The sequence below is a fragment of the Nonomuraea bangladeshensis genome (assembly GCF_039529455.1).
In the GTDB taxonomy this organism is placed as follows: Bacteria; Actinomycetota; Actinomycetes; order Streptosporangiales; family Streptosporangiaceae; genus Nonomuraea; species Nonomuraea bangladeshensis.
Genome location: NZ_BAAAMV010000003.1, coordinates 51,286 through 77,765, shown reverse-complemented (window position 1 = coordinate 77,765; position 26,480 = coordinate 51,286). Strand labels below are relative to the sequence as shown.

The window sequence follows — 26,480 nt, the reverse complement described above, 5'->3', positions numbered from 1 at the left end:
CACAACGGGCCCGACGCTCATCGGCGGGGCAGTTCGCTGCCCCGCACGTGGGCGCAGAGCCAGTCGACCAGCGGCGCGAAGTCGCGCCACGCCGCCGCCACCCGCTCCCGCGCCCCGGCCGTGGACACCCAGGGCTCGGGGTCGAAGCGGATGCCCGCGTACAGCGACTTGTGGCGCAGCAGCCCGATGCGGGGATGGTCGTCGTCGAAGCCGCGCGGCCGGGTCTTCAGCCGCGCGCCCTCCACGGCGTAGCCGGCCGCCGTGAGGGCGTCGGCGAGGGCCGCGAGCGGCTTTCCCGACAGGTCCTCGTCCACGGCCGCCCGGTAGCGGGCGACCTGGTCGGACGCCTGCGTGTAGCAGCCGCCTGCGACGTACAGGCCCGCCGCGCTGATCTCCACGTAGAGCCCGATGCCGGGCAGGCGTTCGACGAACGCCCCTTGATGCGTCTTGTACGGCGACTTGTCCTTGGCGAACCGCACGTCCCGGTACGGCCGGAACAGGTGGGCCGGCCCGAATTCGGCGGCCAGCTCGTCGGTGAGCGCGAGCATGGGCGCCCGCACGGCCTCCTCGTAACCGCGTCTGTGCTCGGCGAAGTAGGTCTTGGAGTTGTCGGCCTCAAGTCCCTCGTAGAACAGGAACGCCTCGTCGGGAAAACCGGTGAAACCCATGCCGCCAGAGTGCCACGTCGCACCGACAGGGCGGCAATCCGATCACCGGCGCTCGGTGTACTCCCTGCCGGGCACGGGCGGGCGGCCGTAAAGCTCGGAGACCGTGACGAAGGTGAACCCCCTGCGGGCGAGCGTGTCCAGCAGGTGGGGCACGGCCCGGACGGTCGTGGGGTGGATGTCGTGCATGAGGACGATCGAGCCGGCCTTGGCCCGCCCCGCCCGCCGGGCCACGATCTCGGAGACGCGGTCGCGCCAGTCGAGGGTGTCGAGGTTCCACAGGATCTGCGCCAGGCCCTCGCGGCGCGCCTCCCTGGCCACGTGCGCGTCGGTGGCCCCGTACGGCGGCCGCATGAGCCGCATCCGCACCCCCGTGAGCCGCCGCACCAGCTCCCCGGTGCGCCGCAGCTCGCGCCGCACCCCATCGTCGGACAGCCCGGTCAGCGCCGGATGGCTCCAGGAGTGGTTGCCGATCTCGTGGCCCTCCCGCACGATGCGCCGGGCGAGGTGCGGGCCGTGGTCGGCGGCCACCATCTGGCCGAGCACGAAGAAGGTGGCCAGGACGCCGCGCCGCCTGAGCATGTCCAGCAGCCGGCCGGTGTGCTCGCCCGGCCCGTCGTCGAAGGTGAGGGCCACGCACTTGATCCGCCCGCAGTCGTACGAGCGGGTGCGCGGCCAGCCGGGCTGGATGGCCGCCAGCCGCTTGGCGAGCCGCTCGGGATCGACGTGGGCCGCCCGCATCGGCACGATCGCGGGCGGCCTGGCCGCGCGCCGGTGCGCCGCCGACTGGGTGACGCAGGCCACCAGGGCGAGCAGGGCCAGCGGCAAGGCCCATACACGCATGATTCCCCCCGAGGCGCCACAGGCGGGGGGCTCACATCATGGATAGTCCCGGGCCGGCGTCCCCCGCAGCTCCCTGGCCAGGTCGTCCCACCAGAGTGGGATATCGGCCTGCAATTCCTGGTAGCGGCGCGCCACGCGTATGGCACATCCGACCGGATCCGTACCCAGATGCCGACGTTTCACCAGTCCTTCCTGCCATCGGTAAAAACCATCTCTATAGCGCACGACCAGTCCGATCCACACGGGGATGGTCTCGTCGTCGCCCAGTTCGTACGCGCTGACGACGCCCCGGCCATGAAGCTCGGCGTGCAGCTTCTCCGTCGCCGCTCGGGCCTCACTCATACGCCACCTCCTACCTGCGGCTCGTCCAGGACACGGGGTAATCATGAAACTCCGGCGGGTGATCCGCAGGCCGTTCGACGTTATTGGTCATGCGTCTCGCGCGGCTCGGCGACGACCATGACGATGCGCAGCTCGGCGGTGCCCTGATTGGCGTAGCGGTGGGGGCGGTCGGCGGTGAACAGCACGGCGTCGTCCTTGCCGACGACGTGGCTCTTGCCGTACACGGTGAGGGTCAGCTCGCCCTCCAGGACGGTCACCATCTCGCGGGTGCCGGGCGGGTGGGCGTCGCCGTCGTGGTGGTCGCCGGGGGCGATGCGCCAGTCCCACAGCTCCAGGATCATCGGCGAGTCGGCGCCGACGAGCAGCCGCGCCTGCACCCCGTCCTGGGTGAAGGTGACCACGTCGGACTTGTCGACGATGCGCACCACGGGCGCGTCGCCGACCTCGACCAGCCGGGCCACGGTCACGCCGAGGGCGGAGGCGATCCTGGTGAGCGTGGACACGCTGGGGTTCGTCCGGCCCTGCTCGACCTGGACGAGCATGCCCCGGCTCACGCCTGACCGGGCGGCGAGCTGGTCCAGCGTGAGCCCCCGGTAGGAGCGCAGGTAGCGGACGTTGCTGGCGATGGCCTGGTTCATGAGCTCGGGGTCTTCCATGCAGTGCAGTGTAGTGATATTCAGGGACAACGCACTGCACTCAATGTGTTGTACTGGATGAGCAACACATTGGACTCCCGGAAGGAGCTGACGGATGACCGCGGTGATCCTCGCGACCGCCTGCGCGGTGGTGTACGGCACCGCCGACTTCTTCGGCGGCCTGGCCACCCGGCGCACCCAGGTCCTCGCGGTCGTCGTGCTCTCGCAGCTCGCCGGGCTGGCGCTGATCCTCGTCCTGCTGCCGGTGCTGCCCGGCACGCCCGGCGGGCCGGCGCTGCTGTGGGGCCTGGCCGCCGGGCTGTCGGGCGCGGCCGGGCTGGCGCTGTTCTACCGGGCGCTCGCCACGGGCGTGATGTCGGTGGTCGCGCCGACCACGGCGGTGACCTCGGCGGCGCTGCCGGTGCTGTTCGGGCTGGCGACCGGCGAGCGGCCGGAGTTCTGGGCGCTGGTGGGCGTGGCGCTGGCGCTCGGCTCGGTGCTGCTGGTCAGCCAGGACCGCTCGGCCGGCGGAGAAAAGAGACCCTCCGGCGGGCTCGCGACCGCGCTGCTGGCCGGCGCCGGGTTCGGCGGGTTCTTCATCCTGCTCGCCATGGCCCCCTCGGACGCCGGGCTGTGGCCGCTGGTCGGGGCGCGCCTGTCGTCGGTGACGGCGGTGACGCTGGTGGCGCTCGCCACGGGGCGCGCGCTGCGGCCTCGGGCGGGGGCGGGGGCACTGCGCGTGATCGTGGCGGCGGGCGTCCTGGACATGGTCGCCAACGTCCTCTACCTGCTGGCGCAGCGGCAGGGGCTGCTCAGTCTCGTGGCCGTGCTCGTCTCGCTCTACCCGGCCAGCACGCTGCTGCTGGCGAGGCGGGTGCTCGGGGAGCGGCTGAACGGCATCCAGGTGACGGGCGTGGCATGCGCGCTCGGCGCGGTGGCCCTGATAGCCGTTGCGTAGCCCCGGCGCGCTTGTTACGTTTCGCCCGTGCGGCCCGACCGGGCACGGATCAATGGCGAGGGTCTGAGGCACGTCGGCGTGCCGTACGACTCCGAGGACGCCTATGTCCGGCTCGTGGTGCCGCGCGTGCGGACCGCCCTGACCGAGGGCCGGCGCGTCCTGGTGATCGCCTGCCCCGACAACCTGGACCGGCTGACCGACGCCCTGGGCCGCGACGCCGGGCACGTGGACCGGCGGGTGGCGGCCTCCTGGTACGCGCACCCCTACCGCACCGTGGCCGCCCTGCACGACTACACCCGGGGCCGGCGCACGCTCGTCGTCGGCGAGCCGGTCTGGGAGGGCAGAAGCGAGCGCGAGGTCCGCGAGCTGATCCGCCACGAGTCGGTGCTCAACGCGGCGCTCGCCCCCTACGCGGCGCTGCTGTTCTGCATGTACGACCTGCGCCGGGCTCCCCCGGCCGCGCTGGAGTACCGCGAGGCCAACCATCCGCTGCTGCTCGACGCGGCGGGTGAGACGCCGAGCGCCGGTTTCGTCCCGCCGGGAGAGCTGGTGCTGAGCGGCGACCGCGCGCCGCTGCCCGACCCGGGGCCCGGCGCGGTGACGATCCGCTTCACCGCCCGTGAGCTGAGACGGCTGCGCCACAGCGTCGGCGAGTGGGCGCGGACCGCCGGGATGGTCGACGCACTGGTGACGTCGCTGGTCATCAGCGTCTCGGAGATCGCCGCGAACAGCGTGGAGCACGGCGCCGGGTTCGGCACGATCACGATGTGGAACGACGGCGGTGAGCTGATCTGTGAGATCGCCGACCCCGGCGGGGCTCTGGACGACCCCTTACCCGGCTACATACCACCCGAGCCCGAGTCCCCCAGGGGATACGGGCTCTGGATCAGCAGGCAGCTCTGCGACCTGGTGGAGCTGCGCGCGGAAGGCGGCGTGCTGCGCGTCCGCCTTCATCTGTCCCTGGGCGCGTGAGTGCTCAGGCGGCACGCGGGCTGGGCACGCGCAGCGCGCCCTCCTCGCGGGCGTAGTCCTCCAGCATGCCGCGGAGCTGGCGGCGGCCCCGGTGCAGGCGGGACATGACGGTGCCGATGGGCGTGCCCATCCGCTCGGCGATCTCCTTGTACGCGAACCCCTCCACGTCGGCCAGGTAGACGGCCACCCGGAAGTCCTCCGGCAGGGAACGGAGCGCGTTCATCACCACGCTGTCGGGCAGCCGGTCGAGCGCCTCGGTCTCGGCCGAGCGCAGACCCGTCGAGCTGTGCGACTCGGCGGCGTGGAGCTGCCAGTCCTCGATCTCCTCGGCCGCGGACAGCTTCGGCGAACGCTGCTTCTTGCGATAGTCGTTGATGAAGTTGTTCGTGAGGATGCGGTGCAGCCACGCCTTGAGGTTGGTGCCCTCACGGAACTGGTGGTAGGACGTGTACGCCTTGGCCACCGTCTCCTGGACGAGGTCCTCCGCGTCGGCGGCGTTCCGGGTCAAGCGCATGGCGGACGCGAAAAGCTGCGACGTCACGGGCACGACATCGCGCTCGAACCAGTCCTGGCGCTGCTCATCGGTCATGGTGATCAAAGTTTCATTCCCCCTTGCGCTGTCCCCCGTCTCGGCAAAGGCCGTCTGCCGACGTTCTCATCATGGCAAGTCCCTGCTAAGGGACGCGTTAGCGAGAGTCCGCCAAGGTCAGAAGGGGTTTCCGTCCATCTGCTCGCGGCGTGCATCATCACGTCCACGGCCGGACAAGTCTCGTTATCATAACACTACCCACCCAATTCCGCAGTAATAGTGGCCAGCATCACAGGGGATAGCGTAAGAGCATGATTTTCGTAGACCGTCACGACTCGCGTACGCGCCGCTGGGTGGCGGAGGCCATACTCAAGGTGGAGGCCGATGCCAACCGGAGTTGCGACACACACCTTCACGTCTTTCCGCTGCCCTCGCACTGGGGAGTAAACCTCTACTTGAAAGACGAGTCGGTGCACCCTACAGGTTCACTCAAACACCGACTCGCTCGCTCTCTGTTCCTCTACGGTCTGGCCAACGGCTGGATCGGGCCCACGACCACCGTCGTCGAGGCCTCCAGCGGCTCCACGGCGGTCAGCGAGGCCTACTTCGCCAGGCTGCTGGGCCTGCCCTTCATCGCGGTGATGCCCGCCACCACCTCGCCGGAGAAGATCCACCTCATCGAGTTCTACGGCGGCAAATGTCATCTCGTACGCGACCCCGCCACGATCTATGACGAATCTCACCGCCTGGCCGCCGAGACCGGCGGCCATTTCATGGACCAGTTCACCTACGCCGAACGCGCCACCGACTGGCGCGGCAACAACAACATCGCCGAGTCCATCTATTCCCAGATGGCGATGGAGCCGCACCCCGAGCCGGCCTGGATCGTCGTCGGGGCGGGCACCGGCGGCACCTCCTCCACCATCGGCCGCTACATCCGCTACCGCCGCCACCCCACGCGCCTCGCCGTGGTGGACCCCGAGGGCTCGGCCTTCTACCCGAGCTGGACCACCGGCGACGCCACGCTCACCGCGCCCGGCTCGCGGATCGAGGGCATCGGCCGGCCGCGCGTCGAGCCGTCGTTCCAGCCGTCGGTCATCGACCGCATGATCGCGGTGCCCGACGCCCGCTCCATCGCCGCCATGCACTGGACCCGCGAGGTCACGGGGCTCGACGTCGGCGGCTCCACGGGCACCAACCTGGCAGCCTGCGTACAGCTCGTCGACGAGATGCGCCAGGCGGGCGAGCGCGGCAGCGTCGTCACGCTCGTCTGCGACAGCGGCGACCGCTACAAGGGCACCTACGGCAACCCCGACTGGCTCGCCGCGCAGTCGCTCGACATCGAGCCGCACCTCGCCGAGCTGCGCGCCTGGCTGGACCAATAGCGCTGGCTGGACCAATAGCGCCTGGCTGGACCAGTAGCGCCGCTCAGCGGTCCGCGCCCAGCAGCTCCGCCAGCCGGGCGGCGTTGCGCTGGGAGTTGTCGCCGCAGCAGTTGTTGGTGAGCACGTGCGTCACGGCCGCCCGCTCCGACAGCCCGGCGATGCGCTGCGCCCAGTCGCGCAGCTCGTCCTCGTCGTACAGGTAGCCGAACCGCTCCTCGATGACCTTGCTCGTCCACCGCTCGGAGTGCCCGTGCAGGCGGACGACGGCGAGGTCCGAGGTGGCGGCGAGCACGGGCGGCACGGACGACGGGTGCCCCTGCGGCATGTCCACGCACACGTACGGCAGGTCGTGCGCGGCCAGGAAGTCGAGCGTGTCCTCCCGGTGCGCGTCGTCCATCCAGGCGGCGTTGCGGAACTCGACGCAGATCCGCATCGGCCGGCACCGGTCGCGGCAGCGCAGCAGATAGCGGCGGTTGCTCTCCCCCGGCGGGAACCACGGCGGGAACTGGAACAGTAAAGCGCCCAGCCGCCCCGCCTCGTGCAGCGGCGTGAGCGCGCTCAGGAACCGGTCCCACACCTCCTCCACAATCTCCGGCGGCAGGTCGCGCTGGTAGAGGGTGCGCTTGGGGCTGTCGCCGAGCGCCGCGCGTAAGTCCTTGTGCAGCGCGTCCGGCCGGGTCGGGTGCTGGGTGAGCAGGGAGAACGCCTTGACGTTGAAGGTGAACCCGTCCGGCGTGCGCTCGCGCCACAGCTCGGCGGTGCGCCGCGCGGGCGGGTGGTAGTAGGTGGCGTCCACCTCGACGAGGGGGAAGCGGCTCGCGTAGTGGGCCAGCCTGGCCTCAGGGGTCCTGGCCTCCGGCGGATACCAGCCGGAGGCGAGCAGCGACTTGTCCGTCCACGACGCGGTGCCGACGAGGATCTTGCCCATCGCCGCCACGTACCCCGTGCGGACGCCGACTCACACCTCGGTCAGCGCGCGTCCCACGTCCTCGTCGCCCGGCGCCAGGTCGGCGGCGCGCAGCAGATCCCGGCGCGCCCGCTCGGGCAGGCCCGCCGCCCGCAGCACCACCGACCGGTTGAACAGCAGCTCCGCGCTCTCCTCCACGGCGAGCGCGCGGTCCAGGTCGGCCAGGGCGCCCTCGTGGTCGCCGCGCTCATGGGCCAGCTCGGCGCGGCCGGCCCACGCCGCCACCAGGCGCGGGTCCAGCTCCAGCGCCCGGTCGTAGGCGGCCCGCGCCTGCTCGGGGTGGCCCTCGGCCTGCTCGACCTGGCCGAGCACGCACAACAGGTGCGGGTCGCGCGGCGCGGCCGCCAGCCCGGCCTGCGCGTCCTTCCTGGCCAGCGCGTACGCCCCGGTCGCCGCGTGGATCCCGGCCCGGTTGACGTAGGCGGGGGCGAAGGCCGGGTCCAGCTCCAGCGTGTGGTCCAGGTCGGCGCGGGCGCCCGCCAGATCGCCCGCCGCGTAACGCAGCTCGGAACGGTTGTAGTACGCCTCGGGGAAGGGCGGGCTGAGCCGCAAGACGGCCTCGTAGTCGGCCAGCGCCTCCGCCGGGCGGCCGAGCCTGTGCAGCAGGTTGCCCCGGTCGAGGTAGTAGTCGGGGTAGCCGGGATCGGCGGCGATCGCCCGCCCGTAGTCGGCCAGCGCCTCCTCATGCCGACCGGCCATGGCGTGGAGCTGGGCGCGGTTGGCGTACAGCACGAGCCGGTGGATCGGGTGCTCGCCGGCGAGGTCGGTCTCGGCCAGGTCGATCGCCCGCTCGACGAGCTCCATGGCGGCCTCCGCACGGCCCCTGCGCACCTCGACGAGGGCCTTGCCGTTGAGGTCGAAGCCCAGGTGGAAGGCGCGCTCGCGCGGGTCGGGCAGCAGGGAGGTGATGGTGACGGCCTCGTTGACCCAGGCCAGCGCCTCCTCGGGGTCGCGCCGGGCCGGGTCGTGGTGCCGGACGAGGATCATGGCCGTGGCGTAGGCCATCGTGGCGCGGTGCCTCGGGTCGGTGACCCGGCGGCGGGCCTCGTCGTAGAGCGCACGGGCCTCGTCCTCGCGCTCGACGGCCTCCAGCGCGCCGGCGACCCGTTGCAGCAGCCGCTCCCAGCCGCCGGGGTCGTCCTCGTACGCCGTCGCGCGCAGCCTCGCCAGCCCCGACTCCGCCATGGCGTGGTGGAAGCCCTCGTCGCGGTAGCGGTCGAAGTCCTCGGGCAGCGGCCCCGCCGACGGCGCGGACGGGCCCTCCTCGATCCGCAGCAACGCGGGGTCGAGCCGGCGGCGCAGCACCGCGACCAGCTCGGCGTCGGTGGGGTCGGCCTCGGCCAGGTTCGTGACGGTGACCGCGAGCGGGCCCGTCCTCACCAGGTGGTCGCGGACGAACTCGGCGAGCCCGTTGGCCAGCCGGAGCGTACGCCGCGCCCCGGGAACCAGCACCCGCTGGGACCGGGGCAGCGCGTCGGCCAGCGAGCGCCTGCGGGCCGGCACGAGGGGCCGCAGGGCGGGCGCCGCCGCCCTGATCTCGATGTCGTACGCGGCGGGCAGCCCGGACCCGCTCTCCAGCGCCTCAGGGACGAGGCGGCCGAGGAGCGCGGCGGCGAAGGTGTAGGGGCCTGCGACGCGGCGGTCCGCGTCGATGACGATCGTGTTCACGCGACCTCTTCCGGTGCGGCCGGCGCCTCTGTGCGGGGAGGCGCCGGCGCGGTCGGCTCAGGACATGTGCCTCGGCGCGGCCGCGGCCGTGACCTTCATGGTTCCTGGCCGGTGAACGACGATCTTCTTCATGGTGGCGCCCTTTCACGTGCTCATGACCAGAGGATCATTGATGACCGGTACATGTCAGCACACGCAAAACTCACCCATCAAGGCATCTTCTGGTAAGGGCCCTTACATGACCTGATAGGTCCTGACCGTAATCGATCACTCACCCAGAATCGCGTCCACGAAGACCTCCGCGTCGAACGGCGCCAGGTCGTCGGGGCCCTCGCCGAGCCCGACGAGCTTGACCGGGACGCCCAGCTCCCTCTGCACCGAGATCACGATGCCGCCCTTGGCGGTGCCGTCGAGCTTGGTCAGCGCGATGCCGGTGATGTTGACGACCTCGGCGAACACCTGGGCCTGGCGCATGCCGTTCTGCCCGGTGGTCGCGTCGAGGACGAGCAGCACCTCGTCGACCGTGGCCTTCTTCTCGATGACCCGCTTGACCTTGCCCAGCTCGTCCATCAGGCCGGTCTTGGTGTGCAGGCGGCCGGCGGTGTCGACGATGACCGTGTCGACGTGCTCCTCCATGCCCTTGGCGACCGCGTCGAAGGCCACCGAGGCCGGGTCGGCGCCCTCGGGGCCGCGCACGGTGTCGGCGCCCACGCGCTCGCCCCACGTCTGGAGCTGGTCGGCCGCGGCGGCGCGGAAGGTGTCGGCGGCGCCGAGCATGACCTTCTTGCCGTCGCCGACCAGCACCCGCGCGAGCTTGCCCGTGGTGGTGGTCTTGCCGGTGCCGTTGACGCCGACGACGAGCACCACGGCCGGCCGCTCGCCGTGCTTCTGCACGTGCAGGGTGCGGTCGAGATCGGGGTCGATCTGGGCGAGCAGCTGCTCACGCAGCAGCTCCCGCACCTCCGCGGGCGTGCGGGTGCCCAGCACCTTGACGCGGGTGCGCAGCTCCTCGACGATCACCTGCGTCGGCGCGATGCCGACGTCGGCGGTGATGAGACGCTCCTCGATCTCGTCCCACACCTCGTCGTCGAGCCGGTCGCGGGACAGCAGCTCCAGCAGGCCGCGCCCGAGCGCGCTCTGCGAACGGGCCAGCCGCGAGCGCAGCCGCACCATGCGGCCGGCGGACGGCGGCGGCACCTCGATCGCGGGGGCGACGACCATGGGCTCCGCGGGCGGGGCGGGCGGCGGCAGCGTGGTGGTGGCGCCACCCTCGCGCTCCTCGCCCGCCGCGGGCGGCTGCTCCTTCTCCTCCGGGATCGGGAGGGTCTCGGGCGGCTTGACCGGCGGGGCCTTACGGCTCGGCCGCAGCAGCAGGAAGAGACCGCCGGCCGCCAGCAGGGCGACGACGGCCACGATCACGATGACGCCGAGGTAACTCTCCACAACATGTCAGTTTTCCAGATCGACTGTCATGGTCACGCCCAGGGCCACACCGTTCAGGCCGACTCGCGCTCTCTGAGCCGCTGGCTGACGACCTGCGTCACCCCGTCGCCGCGCATCGACACGCCGTAGAGGGCGTCGGCGATCTCCATCGTGCGCTTGTTGTGCGTGATGACGATCAGCTGCGAGCTCTGCCGCAGCTCCTCGAAGAGCGTGAGCAGCCGCTGCGTGTTGGTGTCGTCGAGGGCCGCCTCGACCTCGTCCATCACGTAGAACGGCGACGGCCGCGCCTTGAAGATCGAGATCAGGAACGCCACCGCCGTGAGCGAGCGCTCGCCGCCGGACAGCAGCGACAGCCGCTTGACCTTCTTGCCCGGCGGGCGGGCCTCGACCTCGATGCCGGTGGTCAGCATGTCGTCCGGCTCGGTGAGGACCAGCCGGCCCTCGCCGCCGGGGAAGACGCGGGTGAAGATCTGCTCGAACTCGCGGGCGACGTCCTCGTAGGCGGAGGCGAACATCTGCTCCACCCGGTCGTCGACCTCCTTGACCACGGTCAGCAGGTCGCGCCGGGTCTTCTTCAGGTCCTCCAGCTGCGAGGTCAGGAACGCGTGCCGCTCCTCCAGCGCCGCGAACTCCTCCAGGGCGAGGGGGTTGACCTTGCCGAGCTGGTTCATCTGCCGCTCGGCGGCCCGCGCCCGCTTCTCCTGCTCCTCGCGTACGTAGGGGACGGGCGGGTCGCCGGGGACCGGAGCGTCGGGGCCGTACTCGGCGAGCAGCGACTCGACCTCGACGCCGAACTCCTCCAGCGCCCGCTGCTCCATCTGCTCCAGCCGCAGCCGCTGCTCGGTGCGCGCGACCTCGCTGCCGTGGACGCGGTTGACCAGCTTGTCGAGCTCCTGGCCGAGCTCGCGCACCCGCAGGCGCACCTGCTTGAGCTCGGCGTCGATCGCGACGCGGGCGAGGTCGGCCTCGTCGCGCTCCCTGGAGGCCAGCGCCACCGACTCGGCGAGGGCCGCCAGCACCCGCTGGGCGCCCTTGCTCACGGCCTCGGCCAGCGCCGCCTGACGCCGCCGCCTGGCCCGCTGGGCCGCGGCCTGGGCGCGCTCCTCGCGCTCGCGGCGGGCGGCCCGCAGCAGGCCGTCGGCGCGGCCCTCGACACCCTTGACGCGCTCCTCGGCCGTGCGGACCTGGAGGCGGGTGTCCATCTCGCGTTGCCTGGCCGCCTCGCAGGCGGCGGCCAGCTCGTCGCGCAGGTCGGTGGTGGGCTCGGTCTCCAGCTCCTGGGCGTATTCGGCTTCGGCCAGGCGGATCTCCAGCTCGGCCAGCTCCTCCAGGCCCTCGGCGCGGGCCGCCTCGGCCTTGGTCACGCTGGCGGTCAGGCGCTCGGCCTCGGCGCGGGCCGCGCCCTCGGCGGCCTCCAGCTGGGCGAGCCGCCGGGCGGCGGCGGCCGTGCGCTGGTCGGCCTCCCGCTGGCGGCCCCTGACCTGGTCGAGCGCGCCCTGGGCGGCGCTCACGCTGGACTGGGCGGTGGTGACGGCGGTCTGGGCCTCGTTGACCCCGGCCTGGGCGGCCTCCAGCGCGGCCTGCGCGCGCTGCTCCCCGGCGATCGCCTCGTCCAGCGCCGCCGCGGTCTCCTCGGCCCGCGCCTCGGCCTCCTCCAGGTCTCTGACGGCCTCGTCGAACGCGGCGCGGACCTGGAGCACGGACTGCCCGCCCGCGGCCCCGCCGCTCGCCACCCGCGCGCCCACGACGTCTCCCGCCATGGTGACGGCCCTGAGCCGCGGGTGCAGCTCGACCAGCTCCCGCGCCGCCTCCAGGTCGGCGACCACGGCGACGCCGTCGAGCACGTGGTCGAGCGCCGGCCGCAGGTGATCGGGGACGGTGACCAGCTCGGCGGCCCACCGCGCCCCCGCGGGCGCGGCCCCGCGCGCGCTCCCGGCCCGCGCCCTGTCAGGCCCGCCGGGGCCGCCCGGCCCACCGGAGCCACCCGGATCGCCAGGGCCGTCCGGCCCGCTGTGGCCGTCCGGCCCACCGGAGCCACCTGGATCGCCAGGGCCGTCCGGCACGCCGGGGCCGCCCGGCGCGCCGTGGCCGCCCGGTCCGCCGTGGCCGCCGGGCCTGTCGGGGCGTGCGACCAGCAGGGTGGCCTGGCCGGAGTCGTGCTCGCGCAGCAGGGCGAGCGCCTCCACGGCGGTGTCGATGGTCTTGACGGCGATCGCCTCGGCGACCGGGCCGAGCACGGCGGCGACCGCCGCCTCGGCGCTCGGCGTGACCTGCAGGGCGACGGCCAGCGGCCCGAGCACCCCGGCGAGGTCGGCCTCCAGCAGCGCGGCCCCGCCGTCGCCCCTCGCCAGGCCCAGCTCCAGGGCGTCGCGGCGGGCGGCCAGCGCGGCCACCGACCGCTGTGCCTCCTGGTCGGCGGAGCGCGCGGTGGCGACCGCCGCACGGGCGGCCTGCAGCGCGGAACGCGGCCCGTCGAGCGCGGCCTTGGCCTCCTCGGCCGCCGCCCTGGCCGCGTCGGCGACCGCGCGGGCCTCCTCGACCAGGGCCTGCGCCGTGGCCAGCTCCTCGGCCAGCGCGGGATCGACCGCGGGCTCCTCCAGCCGCTGGGTCTCCAGGTCCTCGCCGGCCTGCCTGGCGCGCTCGGCGGCCTCGGCCACGGCCTGCTGGAGCCGGCCGATCTCCTCCTCGGCGGCGCGGGCCCTGCTGCGTACGGAGTCGACCTGGCCGCGCAGCTTGGCCAGGCCCTCGCGGCGGTCGGCGGCGGCCCTGGCGGCCAGCGCGAGCCGCCGCTCCTCGGCGCTCAGCTCGGCCTCGTGCCCGGCCCGCGCCTCGACGGCCTCCTCCAGCAGCTCGCGTGCCTGCTCCAGCTCGGCCCGCAACACGAGCTCGCGCTCGCGCGCCTCGGCCGCCTCGCGTTCGAGGTCTTCCGGGTCGCGGCCGCGCCGCTCGATGGAGGCGGCGTCGAGCGCGTGGCGGTGCCGCTCGGCGGCGAGCTGCTCCAGGCCGGTGGTGCGCTCGCGGAGCGAGGACAGCCGGAAGTAGGTCTCCTGGGCGGCGGCCAGCCGGGGCTGGGCCTCGGCCTCGGCGGCCTCCAGCGCGGCCTCCCGCTGCTGGGCCTCGGACAGCTCGGCCTCGACCTGGGCCCGCCTGGCCATGATCGCGGCCTCGTCGGCGGCCTCGCGCTCCAGGGTGGCGCGCAGCGTGCCGACGTCGTCGGCGAGCAGCCGCAGCCGGGCGTCGCGCAGGTCGGCCTGGATGACGGCGGCCTTGCGGGCGATCTCGGCCTGCCTGCCGAGTGGCTTGAGCTGGCGGCGCAGCTCGGTCGCGAGGTCCTGGACGCGGGTCAGGTTGGCCTGCATGGCGTCCAGCTTGCGCAGCGCCTTCTCCTTGCGCTTGCGGTGCTTGAGCACGCCGGCGGCCTCTTCGATGAAGGCCCTGCGGTCCTCGGGACCCGCGTGCAGCACGGCGTCGAGCTGGCCCTGGCCGACGATGACGTGCATCTCGCGGCCGATGCCCGAGTCGGACAGCAGCTCCTGGATGTCGAGCAGGCGGCAGGTGTCGCCGTTGATCGCGTATTCGCTCTGCCCGGACCGGAACATCAGCCGGCTGATGGTGACCTCGGTGTAGTCGATCGGCAGCGCGCCGTCGGTGTTGTCGATGGTCAGCGTGACCTCGGCGCGGCCGAGCGGCGGCCGGGAGGAGGTGCCGGCGAAGATGACGTCCTCCATCTTGCCGCCGCGCAGCGACTTGGCGCTGTGCTCGCCCATGACCCAGGCGAGGGCGTCCACCACGTTGGACTTGCCCGAGCCGTTGGGGCCGACCACGCAGGTGATGCCCGGCTCGAAGCGCAGGGCGGTGGCGGAGGCGAAGGACTTGAATCCGCGCAGGGTGAGGGTCTTCAGGTACAAAAGCACGACCCCCTTCTCCCTGACCCGGACCTTCGGAAAAGCCTACTGGTCCTGGCCACCCGGCGCAGGCGGCACCGGGTGGGACAAGGGCAAATAGCAAGGGACGCCTCGTCGAGACGTCCCTGGGTCTTGCGCTCCGATCACTCTCAGGTGAGTGCCGGCTCGCGCTCTTGCATGCGGCTGAGCGCCTCGTCGCGGGTTTGCGCCGCAAGAGCGTCGTTCGTGGCCTGAAGTCGGATGAGTTCTGCCTCCAGGTCACGGATGCGCTGCTGCAGGCGGCGCATCTCCGAGACCATACGAGGGTCAGGACCGCCGACGTGGCCGAGTAGAGCCTTCGCCATGGTAAAGGGTCCTCCACGCTGAGTGACCAGACTGGTTCGCGCACTTCTTATTCCGCGGGAGGGGTGCGCGTGGTACCTAACAAGAGTCGCACCGGCAGTGTGGGCGGTCAAGTCGAACAAACCGCTGCGCCCTACTGATGGGCACTCCCGACATACAACTATACCCTATTTGGGCGGTTAGACAAAAGCGGCTACCTCTCTACAAAACCGCCCAAACTACCTCGGGGTTCGCTCCAACGTTCCACTACTCCATCGACCCTGCCCGGCGTGTCGCAACCTCTGAGCAGCTCCAGCAGCTTGACGCAGCTCGCGCGAGGGCCCTCCGCGACGACCTCGACCCGGCCGTCGTCGGTGTTACGCGCCCATCCGGTGAGGCCCAGCTCCAGTGCCCTGGCACGGGTCCACCAGCGGAAGCCGACACCTTGCACCCTCCCCCGGACCCAAGCCGTCAACCTGGCGTTTTCCTGATTTTCCGTCATCTTTCCCCTCCCCCTCAGGCCGTTCTCAGGCGGTCCGAGCGCCCTTCCCCGAGGGACGCCCAACCGTCAGCCGCCGTCACGAACGCCCTGACCGCGGCGCTCTCCGCCGTCCTCACCCAGGCCAGTCCCAAGATCGACGGCATCAGCCCGCTGACCGGGACGAAGCTTACGTCGGCCCGCTCGGCGACCTCCGCGGTGGGGGCGCACAAAAGCATTCCTCCCCGCCCCAGGGCCACCTGTGTCAAGCCCTCCTGAAGGGTGGCGACCGCGCCGGCCCGGGGTATCGGACGACCGGAAGGCGTCACGGAGGGTGCCGTCCGCTCGCTCCACCAGCGCGGCGCCGGCCCCGCCAGGCCGAGCAGCGGCACCCCGGCCAGCTCCTCCGCCGTGACGGCCGCCCGCGCCGCCAGCGGGTGGCCGGCGGGGAGCCCGAGCCGATAGGGGACCCTGTTGAGCGCCGGCCCGGTCGCGAGGTCGGGCTCGTCCACCGGCAGCAGGGTGAAGACGACGTCCACCTCGCCGGAGCGCAGCCGGGTGAAGGGGTCGGCGAGCGGGATCTCCACCAGCTCGGCCGTGCTGCCCGGATTGCGGCGCTCGAAAGCCCGTACGCTGCCCGTCACGACCTCCGTGGGCGTCGCGAGGAAGCCGACCCGCAGCACTTCCGTCACCGCCCGCGCGGCGGCCCTGGCGCGGCCCACGGCGCCCGTCACGCCCTCGTAGGCGGGCCTCAGGTCGGCCAGGAAACGCTCGCCGAGCGGCGTCAGGCGCACCCGCCGGCTCGTCCGCTCGACCAGCCGGCCGCCGATCCTGGTCTCCAGCGCGCGCAGGAGCTGGCTGACCCGGGCGGGTGACAGGTAGAGGCGTTCGGCCGTACGGGCGAAGTGCAACTCCTCGCTGAGCGCCAGGAAGCACTCCAGCTCCCTGAAATCCATGTCCGCCTCCCGTGGATCACCGAGCCTGACTGAACCAAGCCTCCGGACGTCGCCGTTGTTCCCGATCCGCCGGCCGGCTCGCTGATCAGGCCATCTCGTACGACCATCCGAAGGCGAGGTCCGAGGACACGGAGACCTCGTCACCGGAGCGGGTGACCGTGAAGCGGGCCGGCAGGCCGGTCGCCTGGTCGGTGACGGTGATCGTCTTCTCGCCGTCCGGCCCCGGGTAGACGCGCAGCGTGAGCCCGTCCAGGTAGTCGTAGTCCGGCCGGTCGTCGCGCGCGCCGACCGGCAGCACGGCGCCCTCGCGCACGTAGATCGGCATCGAGGTGAAGCCGTGCCGCTCGGTGCGCCAGCGCCCGCCCTCGGCCCGCTCGCCCGTCAGGTAGTTCGTCCACGTGCCTTCTGGCAGGTAGAACTCCACGGTGCCGTCCGCCGTGAAGACCGGCGCGACCAGCAGGTCGGGGCCCAGCATGTACTGGGTGTCGAGGTGGGCGGCGTTGCGGTCGCCGGGGAACTCCATCGCCATCGGCCGCATCACCGGCGTCCCGCTCTCGTGCGCCCGCAGGCCCGCCTGGTACAGGTACGGCATCAGGCGCAGCTTGAGCTTGGTGAACAACCGCGTGACCGTCACGGCCTCCTCGTCGAACGCCCACGGCACCCGGTACGACGACGAGCCGTGCAGCCGCGAGTGCGACGACATCAGCCCGAACGCCACCCACCGCTTGAACACGCCCGGGTCCGGGGTGCCCTCGAAGCCGCCGATGTCGTGGCTCCAGAAGGAGAACCCGGAGAACGCGAGCGACAGGCCGCCGCGCAGGGTCTCCGCCATCGACTCGTACGTCGAGCCCGTGTCGCCGCCCCAGTGCACCGGCATCCGCTGCCCGCCGGCGGTCGCCGACCGGGCGAACACCACGGCCTCGCCCCGCCCGCGCCGCTCCTCCAGCACCTCGAACACGGCCTGGTTGTACAGATGCGTGTAGAGGTTGTGCAGGCGCTCGGGGTCGCCGCCGTCGAAGTAGGCGACGTCGAGCGGCACGCGCTCGCCGAAGTCGGTCTTGAACGCGTCCACGCCCTGGTCCAGCAGCGCGCGCAGCTTCGACTGGAACCACGCGGTGGCATCGGGGTTGGTGAAGTCGACCAGCCCCATGCCGGCCTGCCAGAGGTCCCACTGCCAGACCGTGCCGTCCGGCCGCCTGAGCAGGAAGCCGCGCGCGGCCGCCTCGGCGAACAGCGGCGAGCGCTGCGCGATGTAGGGGTTGATCCACACGCAGACGCGCAGGCCCTTCGCGCGCAGCCGGGCCAGCATGCCCTCGGGGTCGGGGAAGACGCGCGGGTCCCACTCGAAGTCGCACCAGTTGAACTCGCGCATCCAGAAGCAGTCGAAGTGGAACACCGACAGCGGCAGGTCGCGTTCGGCCATGCCGTCGATGAACGACGTCACGGTCCGCTCGTCGTAGTCGGTGGTGAACGAGGTGGACAGCCACAGGCCGTAGGACCAGGCGGGCAGCCGCGCGGGACGGCCGGTCAGCGCCGTGTACCGTTCCAGGATCTGCTTCGGCTCAGGCCCGTAGATCACGAGGTACTCCAGGCTCTCGTCCTCGACCGAGAACTGCACCTGCTGCACGGCCTCCGACCCCACCTCGAACGAGACGTGCCCGGGATGGTTGACGAGCACCCCGTAGCCCCGGTTGGTCAGGTAGAACGGCACGTTCTTGTACGCCTGCTCGGAGGACGTGCCGCCGTCGGCGTTCCAGATCTCGACCGTCTGGCCGTTCTTGGCCAGCGGGCCGAAGCGCTCGCCCAGCCCGTAGACCACCTCGCCCACGCCGAGCGAGAGCTGCTGCGCGAGGTACGAGGCCGGGCCCGTCCTGGGCTTGCCGACCGGTCCGGGGTCGGTCTGCGCGTCGGCGGCGAGCCGGAAGTAGCCGACCGACTTGTGGCCGCTGGAGGTCAGCGTCCGGCCGCCGGCGTGGAAGCTCAGCTCCCACGGCGCTCCCGGCGCCATGGTCGCGGCGAGCGCGCCGCTGGTCAGCGTCGCGCCGCCGCCGGCCGCGGTCTTGACCACGCCGTGCCCACCCCCGTCTTCGGCGCCGGGCAGGTCGAAGCCGCGCCCGCCGCGCGCGTGGTGCTCCACGCGGACGCGGATCACGTTCTCCAGGGGCGACGACAGCCGCAGCGTGAGGACCGGCCGGTTGAGCGTGTCGCCGCGGCGGCCGATCACGGTGGTGGGCGCGGTGACGGTCAGCTCGCCCTCGGCGGCGTCGAGGTCGTACGCCTCGGCCGCGTACAGCGCGGTCACGCCGGGCCGGAGCTGCCAGAGCCCGTCGGTGAACTTCACTGCGGAGTCATCCCTTCAGTCCGCCGGCCAGCAGGTCGGCACGCCAGAAACGCTGCAGCACCAGGACGAGCGCGATGAGCGGGATCACCGACACGGCCGAACCCATGATGACCAGCGGGTAGAGGTCGCTGTCGCCCGCGCCCTTCGACAGGAACGTGTACAGGCCCAGGGTGATCGGATACTTCTCCTGGTCGGAGAGCATGATGAAGGGCAGCAGGAAGTTGTTCCAGATGCCGACGAACTGCAGCAGGAACACCGTGACCAGCCCCTGCACCATCATCGGCAGCACGATCGTGGCGAAGATGCGCAGCTCGCCCGCCCCGTCCAGGCGGGCCGCCTCCAGCGTGCTCTCCGGGATCGCGGCGGTGGCGAAGACCCGGCACAGGAAGATGCCGAACGGGTTGATGATCACCGGCAGCAGCACCGACCAGTGCGTCCCGGCCAGGCCGACGCTCGCCAGCAGCAGGTACTGCGGGACGGCCAGCACGATGCCGGGCATCAGCACGCCGGCCAGGATCACCGAGAACAGCACCTCGCGCCCGCGGAAGCGGAACTTGGCCAGCGCGTACCCGGCCATGGCCGACACCAGCGTGGACAGCACCGCGCCGAGCCCGGCGTACAGCAGCGAGTTGAGCCCCCACCGCCAGAACTGGCCGTCGCCGTACGCGCTGAGGCTCGCCAGGTTGTCCAGCAGGCCGCTGCCCGGCGCGAAGGAGAAGGTGGTGAACAGCTCGCGCGGCGTCTTCGACGCGGCCAGCACCACCCACGCCACCGGCGTCAGGCAGTACAGCGCGCCGAGCAGCAGCACGACCAGCGGCAGCCGCGGCCGCCGCCCGGCGCGCGGCCGGCGGCGCACCTGGCGGAACTGGCGGTCGCCGGTGCGCGTGACGGCGGTCATGCGTTGTCCCCGAACGTGCGGCGCTGGAAGAAACGCAGCAGGAGCAGCGACAGGGCGAGGATGCCGACCGCCAGCACGACGGAGGCGGCGGCCGCCCCGCCCAGGTTGTCGTTCACGAATGCCTCTTGGTAGATCTTCATCAGCGGCACCCAGGTGAAGCTGATGGTGGTGGTCATCGGCCGCAGCGTGGCGGGCTCGCTGTAGAGCTGCAGGGTGCCGATCACGGAGAACAGCCCGGTCAGCACCAGCGCGGGCGCGACCAGCGGGATCTTGATGCGCCAGGCGATCTGCAGCTCGCTCGCGCCGTCGATGCGGGCGGCCTCGTACACGCTGGTCGGGATCGCGCGCAGCGACGTGAAGATGATGATCATGTTGAAGCCGACGCCCGACCACAGCGCGATGTTGGCCAGCGAGAAGTACAGCGCGGGGAAGGAGAAGAAGTCCAGCGGCCCCGCGTTCAGCTCGCGGGCCACGTAGCTGATCGGGCTGGTGCTCGGCAGGTACAGAAAGCCCCACAGCAGGCTGGCGATCACGCCGGGCACCGCGTACGGCAGGAAGATCGCGGTGCGGGAGAAGCCGCGCGCCCGCACCCGCGGGGTGTCGAGCAGCAGCGCGAACAGCAGCGCCAGGCCGAGCACGCTGGGGATGGCGATGACGCCGTAGAGCAGCACCCGGCCGAGCCCGGCGACGTACTCCGGGTCGGTCAGCGCGGCCGTGTAGTTGTCGAGGCCGACGAAGGTCTGCGTCCGCCGCCCGAACGCGCCGCCGCCCTCGATGCGGAAGCCGCGGAAGCTCAGGTAGACGGCGTAGCCGATCGGGATGATCAGGAACAGGGCGAAGAACACGATCGCGGGCGTGGCGAACAGCCACGGGGTGGCGGCGGCGCGCAGGCGCGGCCGCCGTCCTGCGGATGCAGCGGGCATGAGGACATCCAGAGCTGGGGTCGGAGCCGGGGGCCCGCGCGGGGCCCCCGGCGGCTACTTGGTGACGGTGTAGCCGGTCTTCTGCAGGTCGGCGACGACGGCCTGCTGCGTGGCCTGGTACACGGCGCGGAAGGAGGTCTGGTCGAGGGCGGCCTTGTTGAGCGCGTCACCGAAGGCGGTCTGCGCGACGTTCACGTTGGGCCCCCAGGTGACCGGGATCGTGGTGTTCCTGATCACCTGGTCGGTGACCTGGTAGAAGTCCTTCTGCTGCGGCATCAGCTTCGGCGGCTCGTGGCTCAGCGTCGCCTGGCGGCCGGCGTTCGCGCCGGGGAAGAGGTCGAGGCCGAGCAGCAGCTTCGAGCCCTCCTCCGACGCGCCCAGCCACGCGGCGAAGGCCGCCGCCTCCTTCGCGTGCTTCGACTTCTCCGGCACGAGGTACGCCGACCCGCCCAGGAACGGCACGGCCGCCTGGCCCGCCGTCCACTGCGGCAGCGGCGCCGACTCCCACTTGCCGGCCGTGTCCGGCGCCACCGAGTAGATCACGCTGGGCGCCCAGGCCGCGGCGGCCCAGCTCAGGATCTTGCCGTCGTTGACCTTCGCGTTCCACTCCGGGGTGAGCAGCGGCTCGACCTTCACCAGGTCGCGCTCCACGAGGTCCTGCCAGAAGTCGGCGGTCTTGAGCGAGGGCTCGCTGTCGATGCCGACCTTCCACGCGTTGCCGTCGGTGCTCCACCACTGCGCGCCGGCCTGTGCGGCCTGCGCGGCGAAGAACTCGAGCTGGTTGGCGGCGAAGCTGGCGATGTAGGCGTCCTTGTCCTTCTTGCGGATCTGCTCGGCGGCCTTCGCGTACTCGTCCCAGGTGGTCGGCACCTTGATGCCGAACTTGTCGAACAGGTCCTTGCGGTAGGTGAGCACCATCGGGCCGATGTCCTGCGGGACGCCGTACACCTGGTTGTTGAAGGTGGTCTGGGCCCAGATGTTGGGGTCGACGTTCGCCTTCACGCCGGCCAGGTCGGCGGTGATGTCCTTGACCGCGCCGGCCACCACCAGGGCGGGCAGGCCGCGGTACTCGATCTGCACCACGTCGGGGGTGCCGCCGGCCTGGTCGGCGGCCAGCAGCTTGGAGGCGGTCTCGGTGGTGCCGCCGACCTCCGACAGCTTGACGGTGACGTTCGGGTGCTCCTGGTGGTACTTGTCGACGATCGCCTTGGCCGCCGGGTCGCTGCCCTTGAGGCTCCAGGTCCAGAACTCCAGCGTGACCGGCCCGCTCTCGCCCGCGCTCCGCGAGGGGGAGGGCGCGTCGGCGGACGAGCAGGCGGTCAGCGAGCCCGTCAGGGCGAGCGCGAGCGCGGCGCCCAGCAGGACGCGGCGGCGTCCCCCTCGTCGGGGCTGGGGGAGGGTGGGTGAGGTCATGACGAGCTCCTCGGCAAGGTGATGCGTCCCGCGGCGGATACCGGGTCGTGCGTTGGGATCTAACCTGATGTTAACGTTGTCATGCTGTCAAGCCCCCCGCTCGTAACAGAGCCGCAAAACGTTTCGGAGCCCGTCCCCGTGCCCACCTTCCGCAACCCCGTCCTGCCCGGCTGCCATCCCGACCCATCCGTCTGCCGGGTCGGCGCGGACTTCTACCTGGTGACCTCCTCCTTCGCGTACTATCCGGGGCTTCCCCTCTTCCACAGCCGTGACCTGGTGCGATGGCGGCAGCTCACGCACGTGCTGAACCGGCCGGGGCAGCTCCCGCTACACGGGCTCGACGTCTCCGACGGGGTGTGGGCGCCGACCATCCGCCACCACGAGGGCACCTTCTACGTCGTCTCCACGCTGGCGGTGAACAGGCGGGGCAGCCGCACGTTCGTCGTCACCGCCACCGACCCGGCCGGGCCGTGGTCGGACCCCGTGCCGCTGGAGGCCGAGGGCATCGACCCGTCGCTGTTCTTCGACGACGACGGCCGCTGCTGGTTCACCGCCTGCCGCGACGCGCCGGGCGAGGGCGGCCCCGGCGAGCTGTGGATGCGCGAGCTGGACCTCGAACGGCTCAAGCTCGTCGGGCCCACCCACGTGCTCTGGAACGGCGCGGTGCGCGGCGCCTGGGTGGAGGCGCCGCACCTGTACAAGCGCGACGGCGTCTACCACCTGATCGCCGCCGAGGGCGGCACCGAGCGCAACCACAGCGTCACCGCCGCCCGCGCCGCCCACGTCACCGGCCCGTACGTCACCGACCCGCGCAGCCCCCTGCTGACCCACCGGCACCGCGGCCCGGACGAGCCCGTCCACAACGTCGGCCACGTCGACCTGGTCGACACGCCCGGCGGCGAGACGTGGGCCGTGGCGCTCGGCGTGCGTCCCGTCGACGGCACCCACACGCTGGGCCGCGAGGTCTTCCTCGTGCCCGTCGCCTGGACCCCCGCCGGGCCCGTGTTCGCGCCCGAGACGGGCGGCGTCCGGCTGAGCGAGCGGCTGCCCGCGCTCCCCGCCGCGCCGCACGACCCGCCGGCGCCCGCCCTGACGTCCTTCGAGGGCGCCGGGCCCGGCCTGGAGTGGAGCAGCCTGCGCGGGCCCGTCGACCACCTCGTCCGCCCGGGCGCCGACGGCCTGGAGATCGAGGCGGCCCCCGAGCCGCTGAGCGGCACCGGCGTGCCGGCCTTCGTCGGGCGGCGGCAGCAGCACGTCCGCTTCCACGCCGCCGCGCGCGTCCGCTTCGCGGCGTCCGGCCCGGACGAGGAGGCCGGGCTCGCCGTCTTCCAGAGCCAGGACCAGCACGCCGGCCTCGCCCTCACCGCGGACGCCGCCGGTGCGCCGCACGCCGTGCTGACCGTCCGCGAGGCCGGGGCCGGCACCCGCCTGGCGGCCGTCCCGCTGCCTCCAGGGGAGGAGGTGGTGCTCGCCGTCGAGGGCGACGAGCGCGCGTACGCCTTCCGCGTCCGGATCGGCGACCAGTGGACCCGGCTCGGCGACGTCGAACGGGCCCTGCTCAGCACCGAGCGGGCGGGCGGGTTCGTCGGCGTCCACCTCGGCCTCTACGCGCAAGGGCGGGGCGACGGCCGCCGCGCCCTGGTGCGCTGGTTCGACTACCGGCCGCTCCAGCACTAGGAGGTCGGTCTCGGCGGGGCGGTGCTGCGGCGGACTACCAGCTCCGGCGGGATCCGCTCCGAGGAGGCCGGCTCGCCGCGCATCATCCGCAGCACCTGCTCGATCGAGCGCTCCCCCAGCGTGAAGAAGTCCTGCCGGACGGTCGTCAGCGCGGGCACCAGGTAGGCCGCCCCCGCGATGTCGTCGAACCCGACCAGCGACACGTCACCAGGCACCTTGACGCCCAGCTCGGCGAAGGCCGCGAGCACGCCCATCGCCATCTGGTCGTTGCCCGCGAAGATCGCGGTCGGCCGCTCGCCGCCGGGCCTGGTGACCAGGTAGTGGGCCAGCCGGTAGCCGCTGTTGCCGGTGAAGTCGCCCTCCAGCAGCTCCCCCTGAGCCTCGGGCGCGTCCTTCAGCGCGGCCCGCCAGCCCTCCACGCGGGCCCGGGCGTCGAACGTCCGCAGCGACCCCGTCAGGTGCACGATGCGGCGGTGCCCCAGCTCCAGCAGGTGCCGGACGGCCAGCCGCGCGCCCAGCTCCTGGTCCAGCTCGACGAAGCCGATGTCCGGGTTGGGCACGTTGCCGGACATGATCACCGAGATCGGGACGCCCGTGACGACGCCGGTCAGCGCGTCCATCACCATCGGCCGGTCGGCGATGACGGCGATCGCCTCGACCGCCTGGTCGGTGAGCCGCTGCAGCGTCTCGGCCAGGTCGGTGGTGGTGCCGCCCTGCCAGCTCGCCAGGTTGACCCAGTAGCCGGCGCGCTGCGCCGCCGTCTGCACGCCGCGCAGGATGCGGGGCAGCTCGTACAGCTCGGTGCCGGCCAGCACCACGCCGACCGTCGAGGAGCGGCGGCTCTTCAGTGCGCGGGCGACGCTGTTGCGGCGGTAGCCGAGCTTCTCGATCGCGGCCTCGACCCTGGCGCGCGTCTCGGGGCGCACGGACGGGTGGTTGTTGAGCACGCGGGACACGGTGACGTGCGAGACGCCCGCCTCGCGTGCCACGTCGACCATGCCTGGCGCCCGGTTCATGTCCTCCGCTTCCCCCGCTGCGTCGCGATCATATCCGCCTGGTGGTGACGGCCTCGTCCACGATATTCGTCCGCGTACGGCAGGTTGGTCCGCCTCCTGTGGATCATTAAGCCTGACTGAACGAAGCCTTCGGACTTCGCCGTTGTTCCCGACACGGGGCCGGAAGAAGGCTGAGGGGCATGACGACAACCCTTGACGCGGGCCCCGTACGGGCGCGCCCGCTCGCCGTGGCCTCGGTCGCCCTCGGCACCTTCACCATCGTGACCAGCGAGATGCTTCCCGTCGGCCTGCTCACCTCGATCGCCGCGGACCTCGGGATCTCGCCGGGGACGGCGGGCCTCACCATGTCCGCGCCGGGGCTGGTGGCCGCCGTGGTCGCGCCGGCGCTGGCCTTGGCCGCCCGCCGGGCCGACCGCAGGACCCTGCTGATGGGGCTGATGGCGCTGCTGGCGGTGGCCAATCTCGCGGCGGCGCTCGCGCCCGGCTACGCGGTCATGCTGGCGGCCCGGGTGGCGACCGGGGTGAGCATCGGCGGGTTCTGGGCGTTCGCGGCCGGGCTCGGGGCGCGGCTGGTGCCCGAGCGGCAGGTCGGGCGGGCCACGTCGGTCATTCTGGGCGGGGTGTCCGTGGCGTCGGTGCTGGGGGTGCCCGCGGCGGCGCTGGTGTCCTCCTCGGCCGGGTGGCGGGCGGCCTTCGCCGCCCTGGGCGTCGTGGCCCTGGCCCTGCTCGCGCTGCTCGCCGCCACCCTCCCGGCCCTGCCCGGCGCCGCGCCGGAGGCCGGCGCGAAGGCGGGGTTCCGGATGTCGCGGGCGCTCGTCCTCGTGGTCGTGCTGACCGTGCTGATCATCAGCGGCCACTTCGCCGCCTACACCTACCTGCGGCCGTTCATGGAGCAGGTCGGGCAGGCCGGTCCCGGCCTGGTCAGCGCCGCCCTCCTGCTGTACGGCGCCGCCGGCGTGGCCGGCAACTTCGCGGCGGGGGCCCGTGCGGCCAGGAGCCCCAGGGCCGTCCTCGTCGTGCTGGCCGTCCTCATCGCCCTGGCCACGGCCGCCCTGGCGCTCGCCGCCCCTCCCCTGGCCGCGGTCGTCGTGTGGGGGCTCGGCTACGGCGGCGTCGGCGTGACGCTGCAACTGTGGATCATGCGCTCAGGCGGCGGCGAGCTGGGGACGGCGCTGTTCGTGAGCGCGTTCAACCTGTCGATCGCGCTCGGCGCCCTGGCCGGCGGCCGGGTGGTGGACGGGGTGTCGATCACCGCCGCGATGTGGCCGGCCGCCGCACTCAGCCTGCTGGCCGCTGCCGCCGCTGGCATCTGGGGCAGGAGTAGGACGAGCGGTTCATGAACGCCTCCCGCCGGATCGCCGCGCCGCACCGGGAGCAGGGCAGGTCGCGCCGCCCGTAGACCTCCAGCGAGCGCTCGAAGTAGCCGCTCTCGCCGTTGACGTTGACGTACAGGCTGTCGAAGGACGTGCCGCCCTGCCGCAGCGCGGCGGCCATCACGGTGCGGACCGCCGCCAGCAGCTCGGCGATCTTCGGCTTGCTGAGGGTCTGCGTCGGGCGGGCCCAGTGCAGCCGGGAGATCCAGAGGGCCTCGTCGGCGTAGATGTTGCCGACGCCGCTGATCAGCGACTGGTCCAGCAGGGCCCGCTTGACCTCGGTGCGCCTGGCCCGCAGCCGCCTGGCGAACTCCTCGTCGTCGAAGGCCGGCTCGAACGGGTCGGGCGCGATGTGCGCGATCGGCTCGGGCACCCCGTCCACCAGGGCGGTGAGCATGACGTGCCCGAACGTGCGCTGGTCGACGAAGCGCAGGTCGGGGCCGCCGTCCTCGAAGCGGAGGCGGACCCGCAGGTGCTTCTCCGGCGGCGCCTGCGGATCGACGACCAGGAGCTGGCCGCTCATCCCCAGATGCGCCAGCAGCGCCTCCTGGGCGCCCGACAGCGGCAGCCACAGGTATTTGCCGCGGCGCTCGGCCGACAGGACCGTGCGGCCCTTCAGCCGGGCCGCGAACTCGTCGGCGCCGGGCGCGTGCCGCCGGACGGCGCGCGGGTGCAGCACCTCGGCGTCGGCGATCTCACGGCCGACGACCCACTGGGCGAGGCCGCGCCTGACGACCTCGACCTCCGGCAACTCCGGCACAGGGACTCCGCT

At 72.5% G+C, this 26,480-nt stretch carries 23 protein-coding genes; 5 read left to right on the top strand and 18 right to left on the bottom strand.

Features of this window, described 5'->3' with window-relative positions:
- Positions 1-17 precede the first annotated feature (17 nt).
- The 4 genes from ABD292_RS08545 to ABD292_RS08530 all read right to left on the bottom strand — a co-directional run bounded on the left by ABD292_RS08545 (position 18) and on the right by ABD292_RS08530 (position 2,506).
- Positions 18-668: a DUF2461 domain-containing protein gene (locus tag ABD292_RS08545; protein ID WP_344206514.1), complete on the bottom strand. Its 651-nt coding sequence runs from the start codon at positions 666-668 to the stop codon at positions 18-20.
- Positions 669-710: 42 nt separating this feature from the next.
- Positions 711-1,508, bottom strand: a complete 798-nt coding sequence (locus ABD292_RS08540) for a polysaccharide deacetylase family protein (RefSeq protein ID WP_344206513.1) — start codon at positions 1,506-1,508, stop codon at positions 711-713.
- A gap of 36 nt (positions 1,509-1,544) precedes the next feature.
- Entirely contained in the window at positions 1,545-1,850 is a 306-nt protein-coding gene (locus tag ABD292_RS08535; protein ID WP_344206512.1) for a hypothetical protein, read from the bottom strand.
- Positions 1,851-1,930: 80 nt separating this feature from the next.
- On the bottom strand, positions 1,931-2,506 hold the full coding sequence (locus ABD292_RS08530) for a helix-turn-helix domain-containing protein (RefSeq protein ID WP_344206511.1): 576 nt from the start codon (positions 2,504-2,506) through the stop codon (positions 1,931-1,933).
- A gap of 94 nt (positions 2,507-2,600) precedes the next feature.
- Between ABD292_RS08530 and ABD292_RS08525 the strand changes: the two genes are divergently transcribed.
- Both ABD292_RS08525 and ABD292_RS08520 read left to right on the top strand, forming a co-directional pair.
- Positions 2,601-3,443: an EamA family transporter gene (locus tag ABD292_RS08525; protein ID WP_344206510.1), complete on the top strand. Its 843-nt coding sequence runs from the start codon at positions 2,601-2,603 to the stop codon at positions 3,441-3,443.
- A gap of 27 nt (positions 3,444-3,470) precedes the next feature.
- Positions 3,471-4,415, top strand: coding sequence for an anti-sigma factor RsbA family regulatory protein (locus ABD292_RS08520; protein WP_344206509.1), 945 nt, complete (start codon positions 3,471-3,473; stop codon positions 4,413-4,415).
- Positions 4,416-4,419: 4 nt separating this feature from the next.
- On the opposite strand, the gene ABD292_RS08515 is transcribed toward ABD292_RS08520, so the two are convergent.
- On the bottom strand, positions 4,420-5,004 hold the full coding sequence (locus tag ABD292_RS08515; RefSeq protein WP_344206508.1) for a sigma-70 family RNA polymerase sigma factor: 585 nt from the start codon (positions 5,002-5,004) through the stop codon (positions 4,420-4,422).
- Between the two features lie 251 nt (positions 5,005-5,255).
- On the opposite strand from ABD292_RS08515, the gene ABD292_RS08510 reads away from it, so the two are divergent.
- Positions 5,256-6,329: a PLP-dependent cysteine synthase family protein gene (locus ABD292_RS08510; protein WP_344206507.1), complete on the top strand. Its 1,074-nt coding sequence runs from the start codon at positions 5,256-5,258 to the stop codon at positions 6,327-6,329.
- 43 nt (positions 6,330-6,372) lie between these two features.
- On the opposite strand, the gene ABD292_RS08505 is transcribed toward ABD292_RS08510, so the two are convergent.
- The 11 genes from ABD292_RS08505 to ABD292_RS08455 form a co-directional block, all read right to left on the bottom strand.
- Positions 6,373-7,257, bottom strand: coding sequence for a DUF72 domain-containing protein (locus ABD292_RS08505; RefSeq protein ID WP_344206506.1), 885 nt, complete (start codon positions 7,255-7,257; stop codon positions 6,373-6,375).
- Positions 7,258-7,287: 30 nt separating this feature from the next.
- The gene (locus ABD292_RS08500; RefSeq protein WP_344206505.1) at positions 7,288-8,964 is read right to left on the bottom strand and encodes a tetratricopeptide repeat protein; all 1,677 of its coding nucleotides are present in this window, start codon (positions 8,962-8,964) and stop codon (positions 7,288-7,290) included.
- A 267-nt stretch (positions 8,965-9,231) separates the two neighbouring features.
- A complete protein-coding gene (gene ftsY / locus ABD292_RS08495; RefSeq protein WP_344206504.1) occupies positions 9,232-10,407 on the bottom strand; it encodes a signal recognition particle-docking protein FtsY in 1,176 nt (391 codons plus the stop codon).
- Positions 10,408-10,460: 53 nt separating this feature from the next.
- Positions 10,461-14,315, bottom strand: a complete 3,855-nt coding sequence (locus tag ABD292_RS08490; protein WP_344207145.1) for an AAA family ATPase — start codon at positions 14,313-14,315, stop codon at positions 10,461-10,463.
- 146 nt (positions 14,316-14,461) lie between these two features.
- Positions 14,462-14,656 carry a hypothetical protein gene (locus ABD292_RS08485; protein ID WP_090938435.1) on the bottom strand — a complete coding sequence of 65 codons (195 nt, stop codon included), beginning with the start codon at positions 14,654-14,656 and terminating at the stop codon, positions 14,462-14,464.
- Between the two features lie 191 nt (positions 14,657-14,847).
- Positions 14,848-15,135 carry an acylphosphatase gene (locus tag ABD292_RS08480; RefSeq protein WP_329590605.1) on the bottom strand — a complete coding sequence of 96 codons (288 nt, stop codon included), beginning with the start codon at positions 15,133-15,135 and terminating at the stop codon, positions 14,848-14,850.
- A gap of 14 nt (positions 15,136-15,149) precedes the next feature.
- Positions 15,150-16,067, bottom strand: coding sequence for a LysR family transcriptional regulator (locus ABD292_RS08475; protein ID WP_344206503.1), 918 nt, complete (start codon positions 16,065-16,067; stop codon positions 15,150-15,152).
- 85 nt (positions 16,068-16,152) lie between these two features.
- Positions 16,153-18,408, bottom strand: coding sequence for an alpha-xylosidase (yicI, locus tag ABD292_RS08470; RefSeq protein WP_344206502.1), 2,256 nt, complete (start codon positions 18,406-18,408; stop codon positions 16,153-16,155).
- 7 nt (positions 18,409-18,415) lie between these two features.
- On the bottom strand, positions 18,416-19,306 hold the full coding sequence (locus ABD292_RS08465; RefSeq protein WP_344206501.1) for a carbohydrate ABC transporter permease: 891 nt from the start codon (positions 19,304-19,306) through the stop codon (positions 18,416-18,418).
- A complete protein-coding gene (locus ABD292_RS08460) occupies positions 19,303-20,229 on the bottom strand; it encodes a carbohydrate ABC transporter permease (protein ID WP_344206500.1) in 927 nt (308 codons plus the stop codon). The genes ABD292_RS08465 and ABD292_RS08460 overlap by 4 nt, the downstream gene beginning before the upstream one ends.
- Before the next feature lie 54 nt (positions 20,230-20,283).
- Positions 20,284-21,642: an ABC transporter substrate-binding protein gene (locus ABD292_RS08455; protein ID WP_344206499.1), complete on the bottom strand. Its 1,359-nt coding sequence runs from the start codon at positions 21,640-21,642 to the stop codon at positions 20,284-20,286.
- A gap of 138 nt (positions 21,643-21,780) precedes the next feature.
- Here ABD292_RS08455 and ABD292_RS08450 point away from each other — a divergent pair, with 138 nt between their 5' ends.
- Entirely contained in the window at positions 21,781-23,319 is a 1,539-nt protein-coding gene (locus ABD292_RS08450) for a glycoside hydrolase family 43 protein (protein ID WP_344206498.1), read from the top strand.
- Here the strand turns inward: ABD292_RS08450 and ABD292_RS08445 are convergent.
- Complete coding sequence (locus tag ABD292_RS08445) at positions 23,316-24,335, bottom strand: LacI family DNA-binding transcriptional regulator (RefSeq protein WP_344206497.1); 1,020 nt, start codon at positions 24,333-24,335, stop codon at positions 23,316-23,318. The genes ABD292_RS08450 and ABD292_RS08445 overlap by 4 nt on opposite strands.
- 179 nt (positions 24,336-24,514) lie before the next feature.
- Here ABD292_RS08445 and ABD292_RS08440 point away from each other — a divergent pair, with 179 nt between their 5' ends.
- Complete coding sequence (locus ABD292_RS08440) at positions 24,515-25,675, top strand: MFS transporter (protein WP_344206496.1); 1,161 nt, start codon at positions 24,515-24,517, stop codon at positions 25,673-25,675.
- Here ABD292_RS08440 and mutM read toward each other — a convergent pair.
- Entirely contained in the window at positions 25,614-26,468 is an 855-nt protein-coding gene (mutM, locus tag ABD292_RS08435) for a bifunctional DNA-formamidopyrimidine glycosylase/DNA-(apurinic or apyrimidinic site) lyase (RefSeq protein ID WP_344206495.1), read from the bottom strand. The genes ABD292_RS08440 and mutM overlap by 62 nt on opposite strands.
- Positions 26,469-26,480 lie beyond the last annotated feature (12 nt).